The following is a 20,650-nucleotide window of genomic DNA, read 5'->3' on the forward strand; positions in this document are numbered from 1 at the left end:
TGCGTATAACCTTTATCTCATTTTAAAATGAAATACCGTTTTTATTTTTAATGAACTGTACGGTTCATTTTTTAACACCGGGAAGTACGCGAATCGCCGGGGTATTGAGAATTAACCTGGTCACCATTAATTGATGGGTATCTGTCCGAAAAACCGCTAAGGCTAATTGCTTACACGATTCACCGTTTTTTCAACGCAATTTATTATGCCAGGATAAAAAACGCTGTAAGACGTTATGTACCCCTTCATATATCACAAAAGGATTGTCTCGATGTCCAACAATGGCTCGTCACCGCTGGTGCTTTGGTATGACCAACTCGGCATGAATGATGTAGACAGAGTTGGAGGCAAAAATGCCTCCCTGGGTGAAATGATTACTAATCTTTCCGGTATGGGCGTCTCCGTACCGAATGGATTTGCGACCACCGCCGACGCGTTTAATCAGTTCCTCGAACAGAGCGGTTTAAATCAGCGTATTTATGAACTGCTTGATAAAACCGACATCGACGACGTCTCCGAACTGGCGAAAGCCGGGACGCAGATCCGCCAGTGGATTGTGGATACCCCGTTCCCGCCCGAACTGGAACAGGCGGTACATGAAGCGTACGCCCAACTTTCGGCAGATGACGCAGAGGCCTCGTTTGCCGTGCGCTCCTCCGCCACCGCAGAAGATATGCCGGATGCCTCGTTTGCCGGTCAGCAGGAAACCTTCCTCAATGTGCAGGGCTACGACGCCGTGCTGGTGGCGATTAAGCACGTCTTCGCCTCCCTCTTTAATGATCGCGCCATCTCCTATCGCGTGCATCAGGGTTACGACCACCGTGGCGTGGCGCTCTCGGCGGGCGTGCAGCGCATGGTGCGCTCCGATCTCGCCTCCTCGGGGGTGATGTTCTCCATTGATACCGAATCCGGTTTCGACCAGGTGGTGTTTATCACCTCTGCGTTTGGGCTGGGTGAAATGGTGGTGCAGGGCGCGGTCAACCCGGATGAGTTCTACGTGCATAAGCCGACGCTCGCCAACGATCGCCCGGCGATTGTGCGCCGCACCATGGGTTCGAAAAAAATCCGCATGGTCTATGCGCCGAATCAGGAGCATGGCAAGCAGGTGCAGATTGAAGATGTGCCGCAGGCCGACCGCGATCGCTTCTCCCTGACCGATGAGGAGGTGCAGGCGCTGGCGAAACAGGCGGTGCAGATTGAAAAACATTACGGCCGCCCGATGGATATCGAGTGGGCGAAAGATGGCCACACTGGCAAGCTCTTTATTGTGCAGGCGCGTCCGGAAACCGTACGCTCGCGCGGCCAGGTGATGGAGCGCTACACCCTGCATGCGCAGGGCAAGATCATCGCCGAGGGGCGCGCCATCGGCCACCGCATCGGCGCGGGCACGGTGAAAGTGATCCACGATATTAGCGAGATGAACCTGATTGAGCCTGGCGACGTGCTGGTCACCGACATGACCGACCCGGACTGGGAGCCGATCATGAAAAAGGCGGCGGCGATTGTCACCAACCGCGGCGGGCGCACCTGCCATGCGGCGATTATCGCCCGTGAGCTGGGTATTCCGGCGGTGGTCGGCTGCGGCGATGCCACCGATCGCATCAAAACCGGCGAAAAAGTGACGGTCTCCTGTGCTGAAGGCGACACCGGCTATGTCTATGCCGAACTGCTCGATTTCAGCGTGAAAAGCTCAAGCGTCGACACCATGCCGGATCTGCCGCTGAAGATCATGATGAACGTCGGTAACCCGGATCGCGCCTTTGACTTCGCCTGTTTGCCAAACGAAGGCGTCGGGCTGGCGCGTCTCGAATTTATCATCAACCGCATGATCGGCGTGCACCCGCGCGCGCTGCTGGAGTTTGACGACCAGGAGCCGAAGCTGCAAAACGAAATCCGCGAAATGATGAAGGGTTTCGATTCGCCGGTTGAGTTCTATATCGGTCGCCTGACGGAGGGGATCGCGACGCTCGGCGCAGCCTTCTGGCCGAAGCGCGTTATCGTGCGCCTCTCCGATTTCAAATCTAACGAATACGCTAACCTGGTGGGCGGCGAGCGCTACGAGCCGGAAGAGGAGAACCCGATGCTCGGCTTCCGTGGCGCGGGCCGTTATGTGGCAGATAGCTTCCGCGACTGCTTTGCGCTGGAGTGCGAAGCGGTAAAACGCGTGCGCAACGAGATGGGGCTGACCAACGTCGAGATTATGATCCCGTTTGTGCGTACCGTTGACCAGGCGAAAGCGGTAGTGGACGAGCTGGCACGCCAGGGGCTGAAACGCGGCGAGAACGGGCTGAAGATCATTATGATGTGCGAAATTCCGTCGAACGCGCTGCTGGCAGAGCAGTTCCTCGAGCACTTTGACGGCTTCTCCATCGGTTCAAACGACATGACCCAGCTGGCACTCGGCCTCGATCGCGACTCCGGCGTAGTGTCGGAGCTGTTTGACGAGCGTAACGATGCGGTGAAAGCGCTGCTGTCGATGGCGATCCGCGCAGCGAAAAAGCAGGGCAAATATGTCGGCATCTGCGGTCAGGGGCCGTCCGACCATGAGGATTTTGCCGCGTGGTTAATGGATGAGGGCATCGACAGTTTGTCGCTCAATCCGGATACGGTGGTGCAAACCTGGCTCAGCCTCGCCGAACTGAAAAAATAACGGCGAAAACAAAATCCCCGGCACAATGTCGGGGATTTTTTTATTTCAGCCGCGAATATGTGGCCGATCACAATAACTAAAAAACGTAAAAAGCCTGGCAATTATTGCAATTGTTCCGATGCTGCCTTCTTCTAATACTTGAGCCTGTAGTGAGCGGTGCGATAAGAAATAACGCACCAGGATGAAATAATTTTTCACCTCACAAGGCTAATAACAATGACAATTTCCTCTGTCCTGCGTACGAAAGACAAAATAGGCTATGGCCTCGGCGATATGGCAAGCGCCCTGGTGTGGCAAACGGCGACGCTATTTCTCGCCTATTTCTATACCGATGTTTTTGGTTTACCCGCCGCCATTATGGGCACTATGTTTTTAGTCGTTCGCGTTATTGATGCGTTTGTCGATCCCTGTATCGGCGCGCTGGTGGATCGCACGCAAACACGTCATGGTCGTTTTCGCCCGTGGCTGCTCTGGTTTGCTATTCCCTTCGGCGTCAGCTGCGTTATCACCTTCTATGTACCGGAGGCGGGCGCCACGGCGAAAATTATTTATGCCTGCGTCACTTACGCCATTCTCAGCTTTATCTACTCCGCGATTAACGTGCCTTACTGCGCCATGCCCGGCGCGCTGACCATGGATCCGCACGAGCGCCACTCGCTGCAATCCTGGCGCTTTGGCCTGTCGTTTATCGGCGGGCTGATTGTTACCGTTATCGCCCTGCCGCTGGTGGCGCACCTCGGCGATGGTAACGTGCAGAAGGGTTACTTCTACGCCATGAGCATGATGGGCGTATTAGGGATTGTGCTCTTCTTTAGCTGTTTCTTTATGACCCGCGAACGCTTTACGCCGCGTAATGACACTTCCGGCTCGATGATAGGCGATCTCAAGCTGCTGGCAGCAAATAGCCAATGGCGCATTGTTTTCCTGTTTAATATTTTGCTGTTGACCGCCGTCGTGACCCGCGGTTCAGCCACCATGTATTACGTCAAATATGTGTTACTGCGCCCGGAAATGGTCTTCACCTTTATTGTCTCCGGCATGCTGGCTTCACTCACCGGCGCACTATTATCGGCACGTCTACTCGGTAAATTCGATCGCGTGCGCGCTTACCAGTGGACGATTATTACTTTCGTTATCTTTGCCGCGCTGATCTTTATCATTCCGCCATCGCAGGTGTGGCTTATTTTCACCCTCAATATTGTCTTCAGCTTTATTCAGAACCTGACCACGCCGCTGCAATGGACGATGTTCTCCGACGTGGTGGATTATGAAGAGCACCGCAGCGGACGCCGCCTCGACGGGCTGGTCTTCTCCACCGCGCTCTTCGCCATTAAATTTGGTCTTGCCCTCGGTGGCGCAGTGGTGGGCTGGGTGCTCGGTGCGGTTGACTATATTCCGAACCAGGCTCAGCAGAGCGCAACCGTGCTCACCACCATCAATGCGCTGTTTACCCTGATTCCCTGCCTGTTATTTATCTGCATGGTGCTGCTGCTGACCCGTTACAAACTCAACAGCAGCGTCGCCGACAGCATCGCACAAGAGCTTCTGCAAAAACGCGGTGGCAGTAATGAAGCCGCCGACGTGCAAACCACCCCGGATCTCAGCAACACAGGAGTGACCCGATGACCGCAATTTACAAAGACGCAAACCGCCCCGTCGCCGAGCGCGTGGCCGATCTTCTCGCCCGCATGACGCCAGAGGAGAAGTTCGCCCAGATGCACGGGCTGTGGCTGGTGCTCTCGGAGGAGGGCGACCACCGCGAGCGGACCGATTTAAGCGATGAATTTGCCGGAGTAAGCGCGCAGGAGGCGCTGGCGGAGCGGCTGAAACTGGGCGTCGGGCAAATTACCCGCCCGCTGGGCACCCATATTGTCGAGGCGAAACAGGGTGTACGCGCCGCCAACCGGCTGCAAAAAACGCTGATGGAGGAGACGCGCCTTGGCATCCCGGCGCTGTTCCATGAAGAGTGCCTGGTGGGGCTGCTGTGTAAAGACGCCACGCTATTTCCCTCCTCTCTCAACTACGGCTCGACGTGGGATCCGGAGCTGATTAAACGCGCCGCGCAGCACATTGGCGATGAAGCGCGCTCGACCGGCTGTAAACAGGGGCTGGCGCCGGTGCTGGATGTCTCGCGCGATGTACGCTGGGGGCGCACGGAGGAGACTTTTGGCGAAGACCCATGGCTGGTCGGCGTGATGGCCTGCGCCTACGTTGAGGGGTTGCAGGGCGAGAAGGACGATATGCTGGCGACGCTCAAGCACTATGTCGGCCACTCATTCAGTGAAGGAGCACGCAACCACGCGCCGGTGCATCTCGGTTTTTGTGAGCTGAACGACACCTTCCTGCTGCCGTTTGAGATGGCGGTGAAGTGCGCCAATGCCGGATCGGTGATGCCCGCCTATCACGATATCGATAACCAGCCGGGCCACAGCGATCGTTTCCTGCTCACTACCGTATTGCGCGAACAGTGGGGCTTTGAGGGGATTATTGTTGCCGATTATGGCGGCGTCAGCCTGCTGCACCAGCATCACGGCGTCACTCACGATGCCGCCGAGTCGGCGGCGCTGGCCTTTAACGCCGGGCTTGATGTTGAGTTGCCAAAAGATGACTGCGCGCGCCATCTGGCGCAGGCGGTGGAACGCGGTCTGATCTCGATGGAAAAAGTGGATGAGATTGTCGCGCGGCTGCTGTCAGTGAAGTTCCGTCTCGGCCTGTTTGAACACCCCTACAGCGATGAGCAGAAGATTGTTCTGCAAGCGGAGGAGACACGGCAAGTGGCACGCGAGGTGGCGACCCGCTCGCTGACGCTGCTGGAGAATAACGGCGTGCTCCCCCTGAGCGGCGCGCCGAAGGTGGCGGTTATCGGCCCGACCGCGGACGATCCGCTGGCTTTGTTGAGCGGTTATAGCTTCCCGGTGCATCTGATTATTAGCGATATGCTGGAGGAGACGTCGCAGGTCACCACACCGCTTGCCGCCCTGCGCCAGACCCTTGGCGAGGCGCAGGTTCGTTACGCCAAGGGCTGCCATATCATTGAAAAACGGATGGCGGGCGCGCCGGTCTTTCCGGGCGATGCCTCAGGAAAACCGATGCAGGCGTCGCCGGTCTCAAAGGATATAAGCCTGATTCCTGACGCGGTACGCGCGGCGCAAGAGAGTGAGGTAGTGATTGCCTGCGTGGGCGATCTCGCTGGCCTGTTTCAGAGTGGCACGGTCGGCGAGGGCTCTGACACCGACAGCCTGACGCTGCCCGGTGTCCAGCAGCAGTTGCTGGAGGCGCTGGTAGAAACCGGCAAGCCGGTGGTGGTGGTGATGACCGGCGGGCGGCCGTATAACCTGCAGGGGCTGGAAACGCGCGTCGCTGCCCTGCTGATGGCATGGGCTCCGGGGCAGGAGGGCGGATGGGCAATTGCCGATGTGCTCACCGGGCGTGCAGAGCCGCAGGGCAGGCTGGTGGTGAGCGTGCCGAAAAGCGCGGGCGCCATGCCCTATTACTACAACCATAAACTGAAGAGCGGCGGGACGCCTTTCGCCTTCCACTTTGGCTCACGCTACCCCTTCGGCTATGGCCAGAGCTGGACGCAGTTTGCCTACGGCGAGCCTGAATTGGCGAGCAGTCAGGTCGATATCGACGGCGAAATTACGCTGCGCGTGAAGGTAAGCAATACCGGAGAGCGCAGCGGCAGCGACGTGGTGCAGCTCTATGTGCGCGATAAAGTCGCCTCGATGGTGCGGCCGGTGCAGGAGTTAAAAGCGTTTCAGCGCGTGGCGTTAAGCCCTGGTGAGACGGCGACGCTCACCTTCACGCTACCGGTTGATATGCTCAACTTCACCCGCCGGGACGGAAAGCGCATTGTCGAACCTGGCGAGTTTGAGTTGCAGATTGGCGCCTCATCGGCAGACATTCGCGGGCGCGCAACCGTGACGGTAACCGGGCAGACAAAAGTGTTGCCGCAGCGATGGCGAATGATGAGTAATTGTGAAGTAAGTCGCTAATTTCAGACGAAACCCGCTATGCAAAGCGGGTTTCTTTTTTATCAGCGCTATCAATAAAAAAAGGATAAAAAAAAGCCCATCGTGGGAGATGGGCAAAGACTACACACAGCAATTCGTTGTTTCACTCAGGGGATTTCCATGCTTATAAATCAAGGTGTTGATTTATAACCGTGCTCTTATAGTAGGCATACGGAATTTTTGCGTCGATCAGATTCGTCTCATTAGTTAAACGCAGGTAAAGAATATATGCTGCAAAAGAGGCGATATACCGGAGATTATACAGGATGGGTGATGTAGCGGTGTTAAAATGATAAGCAATGCTTAATGATTATTAAGGCGGGCTACCCCGCCTTAACGGTATCAGGCAGGCTTGTCTAAATCGTCGACTTGCGCCAGCGCGTCGTCTGAGGGCGTCTTCGGTGCCGGGACTTCGTTAACCCAGGCGGAGAAGAGACGCCAGGAGACCGCCAGCAGCACCGGGCCGATAAACAGGCCAATCATGCCAAAGGCTACCAGGCCGCCGATAACGCCGGAGAGGATAAGGATCAGCGGAAGATCGGCCCCGAGGCGAATCAGCACCGGGCGGATAAAGTTATCAAGCGTTGCCACCACCGCACTCCATACCAGCAGCACCGTTCCCCACGTCGAATCACCGCTCCAGTAGAGCCAGATAATCGCCGGTACCAGCACCAGCAGCGGACCGATCTGAATCAGGCAGGTCATCAGCATCAGCACGGTAAAGAGGGTGGCGTAAGGCACGCCGGAGACAGCAAGCCCGATACCGCCCAGCACCGCCTGCACCAGCGCCGTTACCACCACGCCGAGCGCGACGGCACGGATTGCCTGGCCTGCCAGCAGCACCGCAGCATCGCCGCGCTCAGCCGCCAGCCTGAAAGCGAAGTGGCGAATACCCTCTGCCACCTGCTCACCGCGCCAGTAAAGCAGGGCGCTGAATAACAGCATCAGGCCGCAGTGCAGCATCAGGCGGCCAATATGCGCGGCCTGGCCGACAAACCACGTTGTTGTGGTCCCGACGTAGGGGCGCAGCTTCGCCATAATCGCGCTACCGCCCATATCGAGCAGGCTGTGCCAGGCGGCGTAGAGCTTGCTGCCCACCAGCGGAATGCTGTTCAGCCATGCCAGATCCGGCGGTGAGGAGACGCCGCTGGTCACGGCGTGGATCACCGTGCCGCTGGAGTCGACAAGGCTATTGACCAGCAGGGCGACCGGGATAATAAACAGCAGGATCAGCAGCAGCATCATCGCCAGCACCGCCAGCGAGCGGCGACCGAAGAGTAATCGCTGCAGGCGCAGCAGCAAAGGCCAGGTGGCGATCACCACGGTTCCCGCCCAGGCGAAGCCGAGCACAAACGGCTGCACCACCCACAGGCAGGCAATGATCATCAGGGCTAAAAACAGTACCGACAGCATTAATTGCGGCACATCCCTGGAGTGACGACTATCAACTTTATCCATTATTCACCTTTCCAGTACTGAAGGGGCGGTGCGGCAGGCAGGCACCCATTATTATGCGAAGCGATATGCGCTGGTTTGCACCGCCTGATTCTGCCTGCAATTCTGCTGAGCACCTAAGAAAAAAATGTGATACAACGATGAGGGCTTAAAGCAAACGATTAACTTTTAACAACATTAACTGTCAGGCAGGGTCAAGCATAATGATCCCACAGATTTCCCAGGCACCAGGCGTCGTTCAACTGGTGCTCAATTTTTTGCAAGCACTGGAGCAGCAAGGTTTTACAGGTGATACCGCCACCAGTTACGCCGACCGGCTAACCATGGCGACAGACAACAGTATTTACCAGCTACTACCCGACGCCGTTCTCTTCCCCCGTTCAACGTCAGACGTTGCCCTGATCACGCGTCTCGCCGCCGAAGCGCGTTTTAAGGCGCTGGTCTTTACCCCGCGCGGCGGCGGTACTGGCACCAACGGCCAGGCGCTGAATCAGGGCATCATTGTTGATATGTCCCGCTATATGAACCGCATTATTGAGATTAACCCCGAAGAGGGGTGGGTGCGTGTTGAAGCGGGCGTCATCAAAGATCAGCTTAACCAGTTTCTTAAACCGTACGGTTTCTTCTTCGCGCCGGAGCTCTCTACCAGCAACCGCGCGACCCTTGGCGGCATGATCAATACCGATGCCTCCGGCCAGGGTTCACTGGTCTACGGTAAAACCTCCGATCACGTGCTCGGGCTGCGCGCGGTGCTGCTGGGCGGCGATATCCTTGATACCCAGGCGATGCCGGTTGCGCTGGCCGAAACCCTCGGCAAGGCCAGCACCGCTATCGGGCGCATCTATAAAACCGTGCTCGAGCGCTGTCGCGATAACCGCCAGCTGATTGTCGATAATTTTCCGAAACTCAACCGCTTTCTCACCGGGTACGACTTGCGCCACGTCTTTAATGACGAGATGACCGAGTTTGACCTGACGCGCGTGCTGACCGGCTCGGAAGGCACGCTGGCCTTTATTACCGAAGCGCGGCTCGATATCACCCGCCTGCCGAAAGTGCGCCGGCTGGTGAACATCAAATATGACTCCTTCGACTCCGCGCTGCGTAACGCTCCCTTTATGGTCGAGGCGCGCGCGCTGTCGGTGGAGACCGTTGACTCGAAAGTGCTCAACCTGGCGCGGGAAGATATCGTCTGGCATTCGGTTAAAGAGCTGATTACTGATGTGCCGGACAAAACTCTGCTTGGCCTCAATATCGTCGAATGTGCCGGGGATGATGAAGCGTTGATCGATGCACAGGTCGCCTCGCTCTGTCAGCGGCTGGATGAGCTGATGGCGCGCGGCGAAGGCGGCGTAATTGGCTGGCAGCGCTGCGATGAGCTGGCGGCAATTGAGCGTATCTATGCGATGCGCAAAAAAGCGGTTGGCCTGCTGGGGAATGCCAAGGGGGCGGCCAAGCCAATCCCGTTTGCGGAAGATACCTGTGTGCCGCCGGAGCACCTGGCCGATTATATTGTTGAGTTTCGTGCGCTGCTCGACGGGCACGGGCTGAGTTACGGTATGTTTGGTCATGTTGATGCCGGTGTGCTGCACGTGCGTCCGGCGCTGGATATGTGCGATCCGCAGCAGGAAGTGCTGATGAAAACTATCTCTGATGAGGTGGTGGCACTGACGGCGAAATATGGCGGGTTATTGTGGGGCGAGCACGGTAAAGGTTTCCGCGCCGAGTACAGCCCGGCCTTCTTCGGCGAGGCGCTCTATGGTGAGCTCAGGAAAATCAAAGCGGCGTTTGATCCTGAGAACCGCCTGAATCCGGGGAAAATCTGCCCGCCGGAGGGACTTGATGCGCCGATGAAGCAGGTTGATGCGGTTAAGCGCGGGACGTTTGATCGGCAGATCCCGACCACTTCGCGCACGGCCTGGCGTGGTGCGATGGAGTGTAACGGTAACGGGCTGTGCTTTAACTTTGATGTCAAAAGCCCGATGTGCCCGTCGATGAAGATCACCGGCAACCGCATTCACTCACCGAAAGGGCGCGCTACGCTGGTGCGCGAATGGCTGCGCCTGCTGGCCGACCGCGGTATCGATCCGCTGAAGCTTGAGAGAGAGCTGCCGGAAAAACGCGCCTCGCTGCGCACCCTGATTGAGCGCACCCGCAACAGCTGGCATGCGCGCCGCGGCGAGTATGACTTCTCCCACGAGGTGAAAGAGGCGATGTCCGGCTGCCTGGCCTGCAAAGCCTGTTCGACCCAGTGCCCAATCAAGATTGATGTTCCGGAGTTCCGCTCCCGTTTTCTGCAAATCTATCACGGTCGCTATCTGCGCCCGCTGCGCGATCATCTGGTGGCGACGGTCGAAAACTATGCGCCGCTGATGGCGCGTGCACCGAAGACTTTCAACTTCTTTATGAGCCAGCCATGGGTGCGAAACCTGTCGGCGAAACATATCGGCATGGTCGATCTGCCGTTACTCTCAGTACCGTCGTTGCAGCGGCAGATGGTCGGCCATCACTCGGCCAATATGACGCTGGAGCAGCTTGAAGCGTTGAGTGAAGAGCAGCGCGCGAAAACGGTGCTGGTGGTGCAGGATCCCTTCACCAGTTACTACGACGCGCAGGTGGTGGCGGATTTTGTCCGCCTGGTCGAGCGGTTAGGTTTCCGCCCGGTGGTGCTGCCATTTTCACCAAACGGCAAAGCGCAGCACATCAAGGGCTTTCTGAATCGCTTTGCGAAGACGGCGCAGAAGACCGCGGATTTCCTCAACCGTGTTGCGGAACTGGGGATGCCGATGGTTGGTGTCGATCCGGCGCTGGTGCTCTGTTATCGCGATGAGTACAAGCTGGCGCTGGCGGATAAACGCGGCGATTTCCATGTGCAGCTGGTGCATGAGTGGCTGCCCGCCGTGCTGGAAAAGGTTGAGCCACGCACCGTGAGCGGCGAGCCGTGGTATCTTTTCGGCCACTGTACCGAAGTGACCGCCTTGCCCGGCGCGCCTGCGCAGTGGGCGGCTATCTTCGCGCGTTTCGGCGCACAGCTGGAAAATGTCAGCGTCGGCTGCTGCGGGATGGCCGGCACCTATGGCCATGAAGTGAAGAACCACGCCAATTCACTCGGTATCTATGAGTTGTCGTGGCATCAGGCGATGCAGCGTCTTCCGCGCAACCGCTGTCTGGCGACGGGCTATTCGTGCCGCAGCCAGGTGAAGCGCATTGAAGGAAACGGTGTGCGCCATCCGTTACAGGCACTGCTGGAGATGGTGTGATGATCTGGAAACGCGCGGTTACGCTGGAAGCGCTCAACGCCATGGGCGACGGCAATATGGTTGGCCTGCTGGATATTCATTTTGAGCGCATCAGCGACGATACGCTGGAAGCGTCGATGCCTGTCGATGCGCGTACGCATCAGCCCTTTGGCCTGCTGCACGGCGGCGCCTCGGTGGTGCTGGCTGAAACCCTCGGCTCGGTGGCGGGCTATCTCTGCACGGAAGGGGAGCAAAAGGTGGTCGGTGTGGAGGTCAATGCCAACCACCTGCGCCCGGTGCGCAGCGGGCGGGTGCGCGGCGTCTGTAGCGCCCTGCACACCGGCAGCCGCCATCAGGTGTGGCAGATCGATATCTTCGATGAGCAGGCGCGCCTCTGCTGCTCTTCACGCCTGACCACCGCCGTTGTCTGAAGCGATTTCGGCGGGTTACCGCCGAAAATCTTCACGTTTTATTCACTATTCTTAAGATAACCCATTAGCACTCCGTGCTATATTACGCGCTACGGGATGTAACGCTTGCGCTCTGATGCAAGCGATTGGGCTGTAACGCGTAATGACTTGATGAAGTTCTTCATTGTCTCTTTAAGCGCTACTGGATACAGGCTTGAAGGATTGATGAATGACGGCATTTAAATTAGCTTTTCTCCACCCGCGTTACTGGCTCACCTGGGCTGGTCTGGGTTTTCTCTGGTTGCTGGTGCAACTCCCTTATCCTTTTCTTTCGCGTCTTGGCGCCGGTCTGGGGCGACAATCACGCCGCTTCCTCAAACGCCGCGAGAAGATCGCAAAACGTAATCTCGAACTCTGTTTTCCTGATATGAGCGACGAGATACGCGAAACGCTTATCGCCAAAAACTTTGTCTCGCTGGGCATGGGTCTGATTGAGACCGGCATGGCCTGGTTCTGGTCCGATAAACGCGTGCGTCGCTGGTTTGACGTCGACGGTTATCAGCACTTGCAGGCCGCGCAGGCAAGCCGCCAGGGGGTTATGGTGGTAGGCGTGCACTTTATGTCGCTGGAGCTTGGTGGCCGCGTGATGGGGCTCTGCCAGCCGATGATGGCGACCTATCGGCCGCATAACAGCCCGGTGATGGAGTGGGTGCAAACCCGTGGACGTATGCGTTCCAATAAATCGATGATCGATCGCCGCAACCTGAAAGGGCTGGTACAGGCGCTGAAGCAGGGTGAAGCCGTCTGGTTTGCACCGGATCAGGATTATGGCCGTAAGGGCAGCAGCTTCGCGCCATTCTTCTCGGTCAAAGACGCAGCGACCACCAACGGTACGTTCGTGCTTTCCCGCCTCTCCGGCGCGAAGATGTTGACCGTAACAATGGTGCGTAAAGAGGACAGCTCCGGCTACTCGCTGCACATCGGCCAGGCGCTGGATGATTATCCGGCCCATAACGAATTTGCCGCAGCCAGCTATATGAACCGGGTGATTGAGCGTGAAATCCTGCGCGCGCCGGAACAGTATTTATGGATCCACCGGCGTTTCAAAACGCGCCCGATCGGCGAACCTTCGCTCTACAGCTAATCTTTCTTAACGCCCCGTTTCAGGGGCGTTTTGCCGTTTAATTAAAGGGAGTGGTTATGGTCAGGATTATTGCCGCAGGCTGTTTTGCACTTTTCTCTGCCTGCTCGTGGTCAGCCGGTATCACGCTGCTCTGCGATGAGTACAGCGTTGAGGTGGAGCCCAACGGTCTGACGGTAAACGGGCGGCACTTCAGCGATCCGCAAGAGAAGCCGTATGAGATTGGCGATCAGTACACCGGGCGTTCGCTTTTTTACAGTGATAAAGAGGATCAGAACGCAGAAACAAACTGGGTTGCGATCCATATCATCACGCAGCTGGGAAGCGGTAAAAAAGCTTTTTTCTATTCAGATAAAAACCACACCGATGACAAAGCGATCCTCTGTAGCCAGGGGAAGGAAACGCCGTCACCGTAAAGGCGAGCACAGGGCGTTAACTGCTGAGATTTTCCCATAACTGCAGCTGTGAAAGGGTCAGAGCGTGGGGTAACGCATAGCCTTTAACGGCAGGAAAGAGGCTTTGCCACTCGCTGTCGCCACTCTGCAGAAGGTGCTCTGCGCGATTCTGCAGCCCCAGCATAAAACCGTACGCTTTAATCTCGCGCAAAAAGGGCAGGCTCTGTTGCAGCTCCGCGTGCGCGATGCGCTTATCAAGAACAATCTCGATACGATCCGCTGCGACATCATGGCGGGTGCAGAGATGATGAAGCGTGGCGAGATAATCGCTATCGTTCAGCCGCTGCGGCGGTAACGTAAAGGAGAAACAGAGCGTCTCTTTCTTTTTCGCCAGCTGGCACAGTGTTGTAAAAATAAAATCGGCCACGCTCGGCGGCTGCCCGCATGTTATCTCTACCGGACGGGGGAGTGCAGGGCGATCGCTGTATTCAAAAAAACGCGCGCTCGTCTGGTAACAAAGAATATTTTTCCCCGACAGATCGGTCACCGGCAGAAATTCTGCCGTCACGAGAAGTTTCTTATCAGCAATATCGACTATTATTGATTTCATTTCCCTGATTAAGCTCCCTACTCAAAAGAACAGGACTTTTCCAATATACAAGAGTGCAATTTTACCTACGCAATCATCACATTTGAAAATTGTTTTAAGTGATCGATCTGTTGCTGTTTGATAGCCTCTATCTATTGCTATTACAAAACCGATCGCTTAAATCTATATAATTGGTTAGCGTTATCGGCGTAATATTTGTATTAACGGCATATTATTATCTGTTGGTTTGTTTTGGGTTTTTGTTATCTTCTTGTTATCGCTGATAAAACATCAAAAATTTATTTCTATACTGTCTGAGAAAACCGCCGTGAAACGGGCCTGCGATCGCCGGGTTTTGTTTTTTATGCCGCAATAAAAGCATTAATTGTTTAAATACCAACTCCGCGCTGCCAATAAATCATCGGCCATGATGAAAATAGCGCGGGCGCGCCGGAAGGAAAAAGACGCACCCTGAAGATAAAAATGCTAATTAAGCGTAACGGGTGAGGAAATCAATAATCAGCCGGGTAACAAATTCCGGGTTTTCTCTGTTGCTAATATGGGCAGCACTGGGGATGAGGCTAAATTCACAGCCCACTTTTTCCGCCATCAATTGGCCCTCCAGCGGCGGGCGCGGTAAATCCAGCTCTCCGGTGGCAACCTGCACCGGGCAACTGATTTTCTCCAGCATCGCCATACGCTCGGGCCGCCCGAAAATGAGCTTGCCAAGCGGAACAATGCTCTCGCGCAGCTGCTCTGCGCTGAGTGCGCCAAGCCGGGCCTTGAGCGCCTGCACATCAGATGAATCGGCATTGTGCGAGTAGAACTGCGAAACCACATACTCCAGCAGCGGCGGGGGAAGGGTGCCAGCAGCGTCAATGGCGTTAAGCATGGCGAAATACTTTTCACGCGCCTCATCCGTTTCACTGCCAATAAAGGTGTCGATCAGCATCAGCGCTTTAACCCGCTCCGGAGCCATTGCGGCGAGTTCTGCGCCCCACATTCCCCCTACCGACAGCCCGACGATGGCAAACTCCTCAATGCCAAGGGCATCCATAATCTGCAGATGATCGGCGGCGAGATCGGCCATGGAGCTTTTCCCTGCGGGCAGCGCGGGGGATTCACCATGTCCCCACAGGTCAGGCACGATGACGCGAAACTGCTTCGCGAGCGCGGTCATCTGCGGTGACCACATGGTTTTATCAAACAGGTAGCTGTGACCAAGCAGGAGGGGTAAGCCGCTGCCGCTATCGATATATGACAGGGTAGATGGTGTCTGCATCACTCTTTTCCTTATAGGGGCGCTCGTTGGCGTGAACGCGGTAAAAGTGCGCTCATCATATAAAAGATCGATCGCCTCGGGAGCCTGCAAATTCCTATTCTTCAGCGGGCGGTCATCTTTAAGCCCTTCCTATAACAAAAATAGGCATTTCCTATACATTTTTTGCGCTTTTACCGATTTAACGCGTTACGCTTGCTAAAGCCATTATTTATCAATTTATTAATCATTTTTTTACCGTCCTCTACACCCTTTCAACAGGGTCTATGCTTAACAGATACGCTGTAAAAAGGGCCCGTGGGGGAATAACCCTGCGGTAAGAAGGTTGAAGTGAGAATTATTATCACTAACATAGCGTTATGCCCTTCAGCTCAGATGAAGTGAGGTAACACGATGGAATCATTTAACCCCGAAGATTTTGCATGGCGCGGGCTTACCCTGACGCCGGCCGCCGCGGAGCATATCCGTGCACTAACCGAAAAACAGCCCGGCCTTCTTGGCGTGCGGCTTGGCATTAAGCAGACCGGCTGCGCAGGCTTCGGTTATGTGCTCGACACCGTAAGCGAGCCGAACGACGACGACCTGCTGTACGAATCTGATGGCGCTCGCCTCTATGTCCCTTTACAGGCCATGCCGTTTATCGATGGCACCGAAGTGGACTACGTGCGCGAAGGCTTGAACCAGATCTTCAAATTCAATAACCCGAAAGCGCAGCACGAGTGCGGCTGCGGCGAAAGCTTTGGGGTATAGGCGGTACTATGTCTCGTAATACTGAAGCAACTGACGATGTCAAAACCTGGACCGGCAATATCAATTATAAAGAGGGCTTTTTCACCCGGCTGAGTACGGATGAGCTGGCGAAGGGCATCAACGAAGAGGTCGTGCGCGCCATTTCGGCGAAACGTAACGAGCCCGAGTGGATGCTGGAGTTTCGCCTGAACGCTTTTCACGCCTGGCTGGAGATGGAAGAGCCGCACTGGTTAAAAGCCCATTACGACAAGCTTAACTACCAGGATTACAGCTACTACTCCGCGCCCTCCTGCGGCAACTGCGATGACGCCTGCGCCTCGCAGCCCGGCGCGGTGCAGCAAACCAACGCCAATACCTGGCTGACGGAAGAGGTCGAAGAGGCCTTTAACCAGCTCGGCGTGCCGGTGCGTGAAGGCAAAGAGGTGGCGGTTGACGCCATTTTTGACTCGGTGTCGGTTGCCACCACCTATCGCGAAAAGCTCTCCGAGCAGGGGATTATCTTCTGCTCCTTTGGCGAGGCGATCCACGATCATCCGGAGCTGGTGCAGAAGTACCTCGGCACCGTGGTGCCGTCGAACGATAACTTCTTCGCCGCGCTGAATGCGGCCGTCGCCTCTGACGGCACCTTTATCTACATCCCGAAAGGGGTGCGCTGCCCGATGGAGCTGTCGACCTATTTCCGCATTAACGCGGAGAAGACCGGCCAGTTCGAGCGTACCATTCTGGTCGCGGATGAAGGGAGCTACGTCAGCTATATCGAGGGCTGCTCTGCGCCAGTGCGCGACAGCTACCAGCTGCATGCGGCGGTGGTGGAAGTGATCATCCACAAAGATGCGGAAGTGAAATACTCCACGGTGCAAAACTGGTTCCCGGGCGATAACAATACCGGCGGCATCCTCAACTTCGTCACCAAGCGTGCGCTGTGCGAAGGGGATAACAGCAAAATGTCGTGGACTCAGTCAGAAACCGGCTCTGCGATCACCTGGAAGTACCCGAGCTGTATCCTGCGCGGCGACAACTCGATTGGCGAATTCTTCTCGGTGGCGCTCACCAGCGGGCATCAGCAGGCGGATACCGGCACCAAGATGATCCACATCGGTAAGAACACCAAATCGACGATTATTTCGAAAGGGATCTCGGCCGGAAAGAGCCAGAACAGCTACCGCGGGCTGGTGAAAATCATGCCGACGGCAACCAACGCGCGAAACTTCACCCAGTGTGACTCAATGCTGATTGGCCCTGATTGTGGCGCGCACACCTTCCCCTATGTCGAGTGTCGCAACAACAGCGCCCAGCTGGAGCATGAAGCGACCACTTCGCGTATCGGTGAAGACCAGCTCTTTTACTGTCTGCAGCGCGGCATCAGCGAAGATGACGCCATCTCAATGATTGTTAACGGCTTCTGTAAAGATGTCTTCTCCGAGCTGCCGCTGGAATTTGCCGTCGAAGCACAAAAACTGCTGGCTATCAGCCTTGAACACAGCGTCGGTTAAGAATTAAAGGATAATAAATGTTAAGTATCAAAGATTTGCAGGTTGGTGTTGAAGATAAATCGATTCTGCGCGGCCTGAACCTTGAGGTGCGTCCGGGCGAAGTGCACGCCATTATGGGCCCGAACGGCTCCGGGAAAAGTACGCTCTCCGCCACCCTTGCCGGGCGTGAAGATTATGAAGTAACCGGCGGCAGCGTGGAGTTCAAAGGCAAAGATCTGCTGGAGCTGTCACCGGAAGATCGTGCGGGCGAAGGCGTCTTTATGGCCTTCCAGTATCCGGTGGAGATCCCGGGCGTCAGCAACCAGTTCTTCCTGCAAACGGCGCTCAACGCGGTGCGTAAATATCGCGGCGAAGAGGCGCTGGACCGCTTCGATTTTCAGGATTTGATGGAAGAGAAGATCAAGCTGCTGAAGATGCCGGAAGATCTGCTGACCCGCTCGGTTAACGTCGGCTTTTCCGGCGGCGAGAAGAAGCGTAACGACATCCTGCAGATGGCAGTGCTGGAGCCGGAGCTCTGCATCCTTGATGAGACCGACTCGGGGCTCGATATCGATGCCCTGAAGATCGTTGCTGAAGGGGTCAATGCGCTGCGCGATGAGAAACGCGCCTTTATTATCGTCACCCACTACCAGCGCATTCTCGACTACATCAAACCGGACTTTGTGCATGTGCTGTATCAGGGGCGCATCGTGAAATCAGGCGATTTCACGCTGGTTAAGCAACTGGAGGAGCAGGGCTATGGCTGGCTTACCGAACAGCAGTAACGCGCTGCAACAGTGGCACCATCTGTTTGAAACAAAGAGGGGTGCGCACTCCGCCACGGCTGAGCAGCACCTGCAGCAGATGCTGCGTCTCGGCCTGCCAACGCGTAAGCATGAGAACTGGAAATATACGCCGCTGGATGGTCTGTTAAACAGCCAGTTTGTCGCCAGCAGTGCCTCCCTCGACGCCGCGCAGCGTGATGCGCTGGCGCTGCCGGTTGATGCGCTGCGTCTGGTCTTTGTCGACGGCTTGTTCAGCGCTGAACTGAGCGACGACACCACCGGCTCCGGGTTTGCGGTAACGGTAAGCGAAGCTGCCGAAAACCTGCCTGCGCCGGTGCAGCCGGAGGTCTTTTTACACCTCACCGAAAGCCTGGCGCAGAGCGTCACCCGCATTGACGTCGCGCGCAATCAGCGCCCTGAAAAGCCGCTGCTGCTGATGCACGTTACCCAGGGGCTGACCGGGGAGGAGATGAACACGGCGCACTATCGCCACCACATCTCGCTGGCTCAGGGCGCGGAAGCGACGATCTACGAACACTATGTCAGCCTGAATGGCGCGCGCCATTTTACCGGCTCGCGCTTCACCATGCAGGTCGGCGCGAATGCGCGTCTGCATCACGTCAAGCTGGCTTTCGAGAACCCGCTCAGCTACCACTTTGCCCATAACGATATTGTACTCGGCGACGATGGCGCAGCCGACAGCCACAGCTTCCTGCTTGGCGGCGCGGTGCTGCGACATAACACCAGTACCCAGCTGAATGGTGAAAACACGCAGCTCAATATCAACAGCCTGGCGATGCCGGTGAAGAGCGAAGTGTGCGACACCCGCACCTGGCTTGAGCACAATAAGGGCTACTGCAACAGCCGCCAGCTGCATAAAACCATTGTCAGCGGCAAGGGGCGGGCGGTATTTAACGGTCTGATCAAGGTGGCGCAACACGCCATTAAGACCGACGGTCAGATGACCAACAACAACCTGCTGCTCGGTCGTCTTTCGGAAGTGGATACCAAACCGCAGCTGGAAATTTATGCCGATGACGTGAAATGTAGCCACGGGGCGACCATTGGACGTATCGACGATGAGCAGATGTTTTACCTGCGCTCGCGCGGCATTGATGAGAACGCAGCGCAGCAGATGATCATCCATGCCTTCGCCGCTGAACTGACCGAAGCTATCAGCGACGAGGCGCTAAAACAGCAGATTCTGGCGCGTATCAGCCAGCGTCTTGCAGGGGGCGAAGCATGAGTTTTCCCGTGAACGAGGTACGTGCCGATTTTCCGGTACTGCAACGTGAAGTAAACGGACTCCCGCTGGCATATCTCGACAGCGCCGCCAGCGCGCAAAAACCAAATGCGGTAATCGATGCTGAAGCGGAGTTTTTCCGCCACGGCTATGCCGCAGTGCATCGCGGCATCCATACGCTCAGCGCGGAAGCAACGCAGCGGATGGAAAATGTGCGGGTGCAGGCGGCAAGCTTCCTGAACGCGCGTCTGCCGGAAGAGATCGTGTTTGTGCGCGGCACCACCGAAGGGATCAACCTCGTTGCCAATAGCTGGGGCAACAGCCAGGTAAACGCGGGCGATAACATCATCATCAGCGCCATGGAGCACCATGCCAACATCGTGCCGTGGCAGATGCTCTGTGAGCGGGTTGGCGCCGAGCTACGCGTCATCCCGCTGAATCAGGATGGCACGTTGCAGCTTGAGGTGTTGCCCGGCCTGCTGGATGCGCGGACCAAACTGCTGGCGATTACCCATATCTCTAACGTGCTCGGCACCGAGAACCCTGTTGCTGAGATCATCGCGCTGGCGCATCAGCACGGCGCGAAGGTGCTGGTGGACGGTGCGCAGGCGGTAATGCATCACGCGATTGATGTACAGGCGCTCGATTGCGACTTCTACGTCTTCTCCGCCCATAAACTCTATGGGCCGACCGGGATTGGCGTGCTCTACGCTAAAGAGGATATTTTGCAGGCGATGCCGCCGTGGGAAGGGGGCGGGGCGATGATCGCCACTGTCAGCCTCACCGAAGGCACGACCTATGCGAAAGCGCCGTGGCGTTTTGAAGCGGGCACGCCGAACACCGGCAGCATTATGGGCTTTGGCGCGGCGATGGAGTACGTCACGCGCCTCGGTCTGGACGCGATTGGCGAGTATGAGCAGACGCTGATGCGCTACGCTCTCGATGCGCTGCGCGAGGTGCCGGATTTGACGCTTTACGGCCCGGCCGACAGAAAAGGGGTGATTGCCTTTAATCTCGGCAAACATCACGCCTATGACGTGGGCAGCTTCCTGGATAATTACGGTATTGCGGTGCGTACGGGTCACCACTGTGCGATGCCGCTGATGGCCTTCTATAATGTCCCGGCAATGTGTCGTGCGTCGTTTGCGATGTACAACACGCATGAAGAGGTGGATCGTCTGGTTACCGGCCTGAAACGTATTCATCAGTTACTGGGCTAACAGGGAGAACAC

Annotated in this window: 15 protein-coding genes and 1 other RNA gene; 12 read left to right on the plus strand and 4 right to left on the minus strand. The window is 56.5% G+C overall.

Annotated elements, in window-relative coordinates:
• The first annotated feature begins 271 nt into the window (after window positions 1-271).
• The 3 genes from ppsA to IAE50_RS02465 all read left to right on the plus strand — a co-directional run bounded on the left by ppsA (window position 272) and on the right by IAE50_RS02465 (window position 6,645).
• Window positions 272-2,650, plus strand: coding sequence for a phosphoenolpyruvate synthase (ppsA, locus tag IAE50_RS02455; protein WP_200579466.1), 2,379 nt, complete (start codon window positions 272-274; stop codon window positions 2,648-2,650).
• Between the two features lie 216 nt (window positions 2,651-2,866).
• Entirely contained in the window at window positions 2,867-4,276 is a 1,410-nt protein-coding gene (locus tag IAE50_RS02460) for an MFS transporter (RefSeq protein WP_200579467.1), read from the plus strand.
• Entirely contained in the window at window positions 4,273-6,645 is a 2,373-nt protein-coding gene (locus IAE50_RS02465; protein WP_200579468.1) for a glycoside hydrolase family 3 N-terminal domain-containing protein, read from the plus strand. The genes IAE50_RS02460 and IAE50_RS02465 overlap by 4 nt, the downstream gene beginning before the upstream one ends.
• 64 nt (window positions 6,646-6,709) lie before the next feature.
• On the opposite strand, the gene rprA is transcribed toward IAE50_RS02465, so the two are convergent.
• Window positions 6,710-6,817, minus strand: an RNA gene (gene rprA / locus IAE50_RS02470) — antisense sRNA RprA.
• 188 nt (window positions 6,818-7,005) lie between these two features.
• Window positions 7,006-8,121, minus strand: coding sequence for an AI-2E family transporter YdiK (gene ydiK / locus IAE50_RS02475; RefSeq protein ID WP_042718165.1), 1,116 nt, complete (start codon window positions 8,119-8,121; stop codon window positions 7,006-7,008).
• A gap of 200 nt (window positions 8,122-8,321) precedes the next feature.
• On the opposite strand from ydiK, the gene IAE50_RS02480 reads away from it, so the two are divergent.
• The 4 genes from IAE50_RS02480 (at window position 8,322) to IAE50_RS02495 (ending at window position 13,321) form a co-directional block, all read left to right on the plus strand.
• A complete protein-coding gene (locus IAE50_RS02480) occupies window positions 8,322-11,375 on the plus strand; it encodes an FAD-binding and (Fe-S)-binding domain-containing protein (RefSeq protein ID WP_200579469.1) in 3,054 nt (1,017 codons plus the stop codon).
• The gene (menI, locus tag IAE50_RS02485; RefSeq protein ID WP_042715208.1) at window positions 11,375-11,785 is read left to right on the plus strand and encodes a 1,4-dihydroxy-2-naphthoyl-CoA hydrolase; all 411 of its coding nucleotides are present in this window, start codon (window positions 11,375-11,377) and stop codon (window positions 11,783-11,785) included. Before IAE50_RS02480 ends, menI begins: the two co-directional genes overlap by 1 nt.
• Window positions 11,786-11,993: 208 nt before the next feature.
• Window positions 11,994-12,908 carry a kdo(2)-lipid IV(A) palmitoleoyltransferase gene (lpxP, locus tag IAE50_RS02490; protein ID WP_023481826.1) on the plus strand — a complete coding sequence of 305 codons (915 nt, stop codon included), beginning with the start codon at window positions 11,994-11,996 and terminating at the stop codon, window positions 12,906-12,908.
• 56 nt (window positions 12,909-12,964) lie between these two features.
• Complete coding sequence (locus IAE50_RS02495; RefSeq protein ID WP_225975728.1) at window positions 12,965-13,321, plus strand: hypothetical protein; 357 nt, start codon at window positions 12,965-12,967, stop codon at window positions 13,319-13,321.
• A gap of 16 nt (window positions 13,322-13,337) precedes the next feature.
• On the opposite strand, the gene IAE50_RS02500 is transcribed toward IAE50_RS02495, so the two are convergent.
• Window positions 13,338-13,910, minus strand: coding sequence for an EAL domain-containing protein (locus IAE50_RS02500; protein ID WP_094420026.1), 573 nt, complete (start codon window positions 13,908-13,910; stop codon window positions 13,338-13,340).
• Window positions 13,911-14,379: 469 nt separating this feature from the next.
• On the minus strand, window positions 14,380-15,171 hold the full coding sequence (locus tag IAE50_RS02505; RefSeq protein ID WP_200579470.1) for an alpha/beta fold hydrolase: 792 nt from the start codon (window positions 15,169-15,171) through the stop codon (window positions 14,380-14,382).
• Window positions 15,172-15,561: 390 nt separating this feature from the next.
• Between IAE50_RS02505 and sufA the strand changes: the two genes are divergently transcribed.
• Genes sufA through sufS form a run of 5 tightly spaced genes read left to right on the plus strand, consistent with a single transcriptional unit; the run spans window position 15,562 to window position 20,638 of the window.
• Window positions 15,562-15,918 carry a Fe-S cluster assembly scaffold SufA gene (gene sufA / locus IAE50_RS02510; RefSeq protein ID WP_200133127.1) on the plus strand — a complete coding sequence of 119 codons (357 nt, stop codon included), beginning with the start codon at window positions 15,562-15,564 and terminating at the stop codon, window positions 15,916-15,918.
• An 8-nt stretch (window positions 15,919-15,926) separates the two neighbouring features.
• Window positions 15,927-17,411 carry a Fe-S cluster assembly protein SufB gene (sufB, locus tag IAE50_RS02515; RefSeq protein WP_200579471.1) on the plus strand — a complete coding sequence of 495 codons (1,485 nt, stop codon included), beginning with the start codon at window positions 15,927-15,929 and terminating at the stop codon, window positions 17,409-17,411.
• Window positions 17,412-17,428: 17 nt separating this feature from the next.
• Window positions 17,429-18,175: a Fe-S cluster assembly ATPase SufC gene (gene sufC, locus IAE50_RS02520; RefSeq protein WP_094420024.1), complete on the plus strand. Its 747-nt coding sequence runs from the start codon at window positions 17,429-17,431 to the stop codon at window positions 18,173-18,175.
• Window positions 18,150-19,421 carry a Fe-S cluster assembly protein SufD gene (gene sufD / locus IAE50_RS02525; RefSeq protein WP_200579472.1) on the plus strand — a complete coding sequence of 424 codons (1,272 nt, stop codon included), beginning with the start codon at window positions 18,150-18,152 and terminating at the stop codon, window positions 19,419-19,421. The genes sufC and sufD overlap by 26 nt, the downstream gene beginning before the upstream one ends.
• On the plus strand, window positions 19,418-20,638 hold the full coding sequence (gene sufS, locus IAE50_RS02530; protein WP_200579473.1) for a cysteine desulfurase SufS: 1,221 nt from the start codon (window positions 19,418-19,420) through the stop codon (window positions 20,636-20,638). The genes sufD and sufS overlap by 4 nt, the downstream gene beginning before the upstream one ends.
• The last annotated feature ends 12 nt before the right edge of the window (window positions 20,639-20,650 follow it).

The organism is Kosakonia sp. S42 (assembly GCF_016624785.1).
Classification (GTDB): Bacteria; Pseudomonadota; Gammaproteobacteria; order Enterobacterales; family Enterobacteriaceae; genus Kosakonia; species Kosakonia cowanii.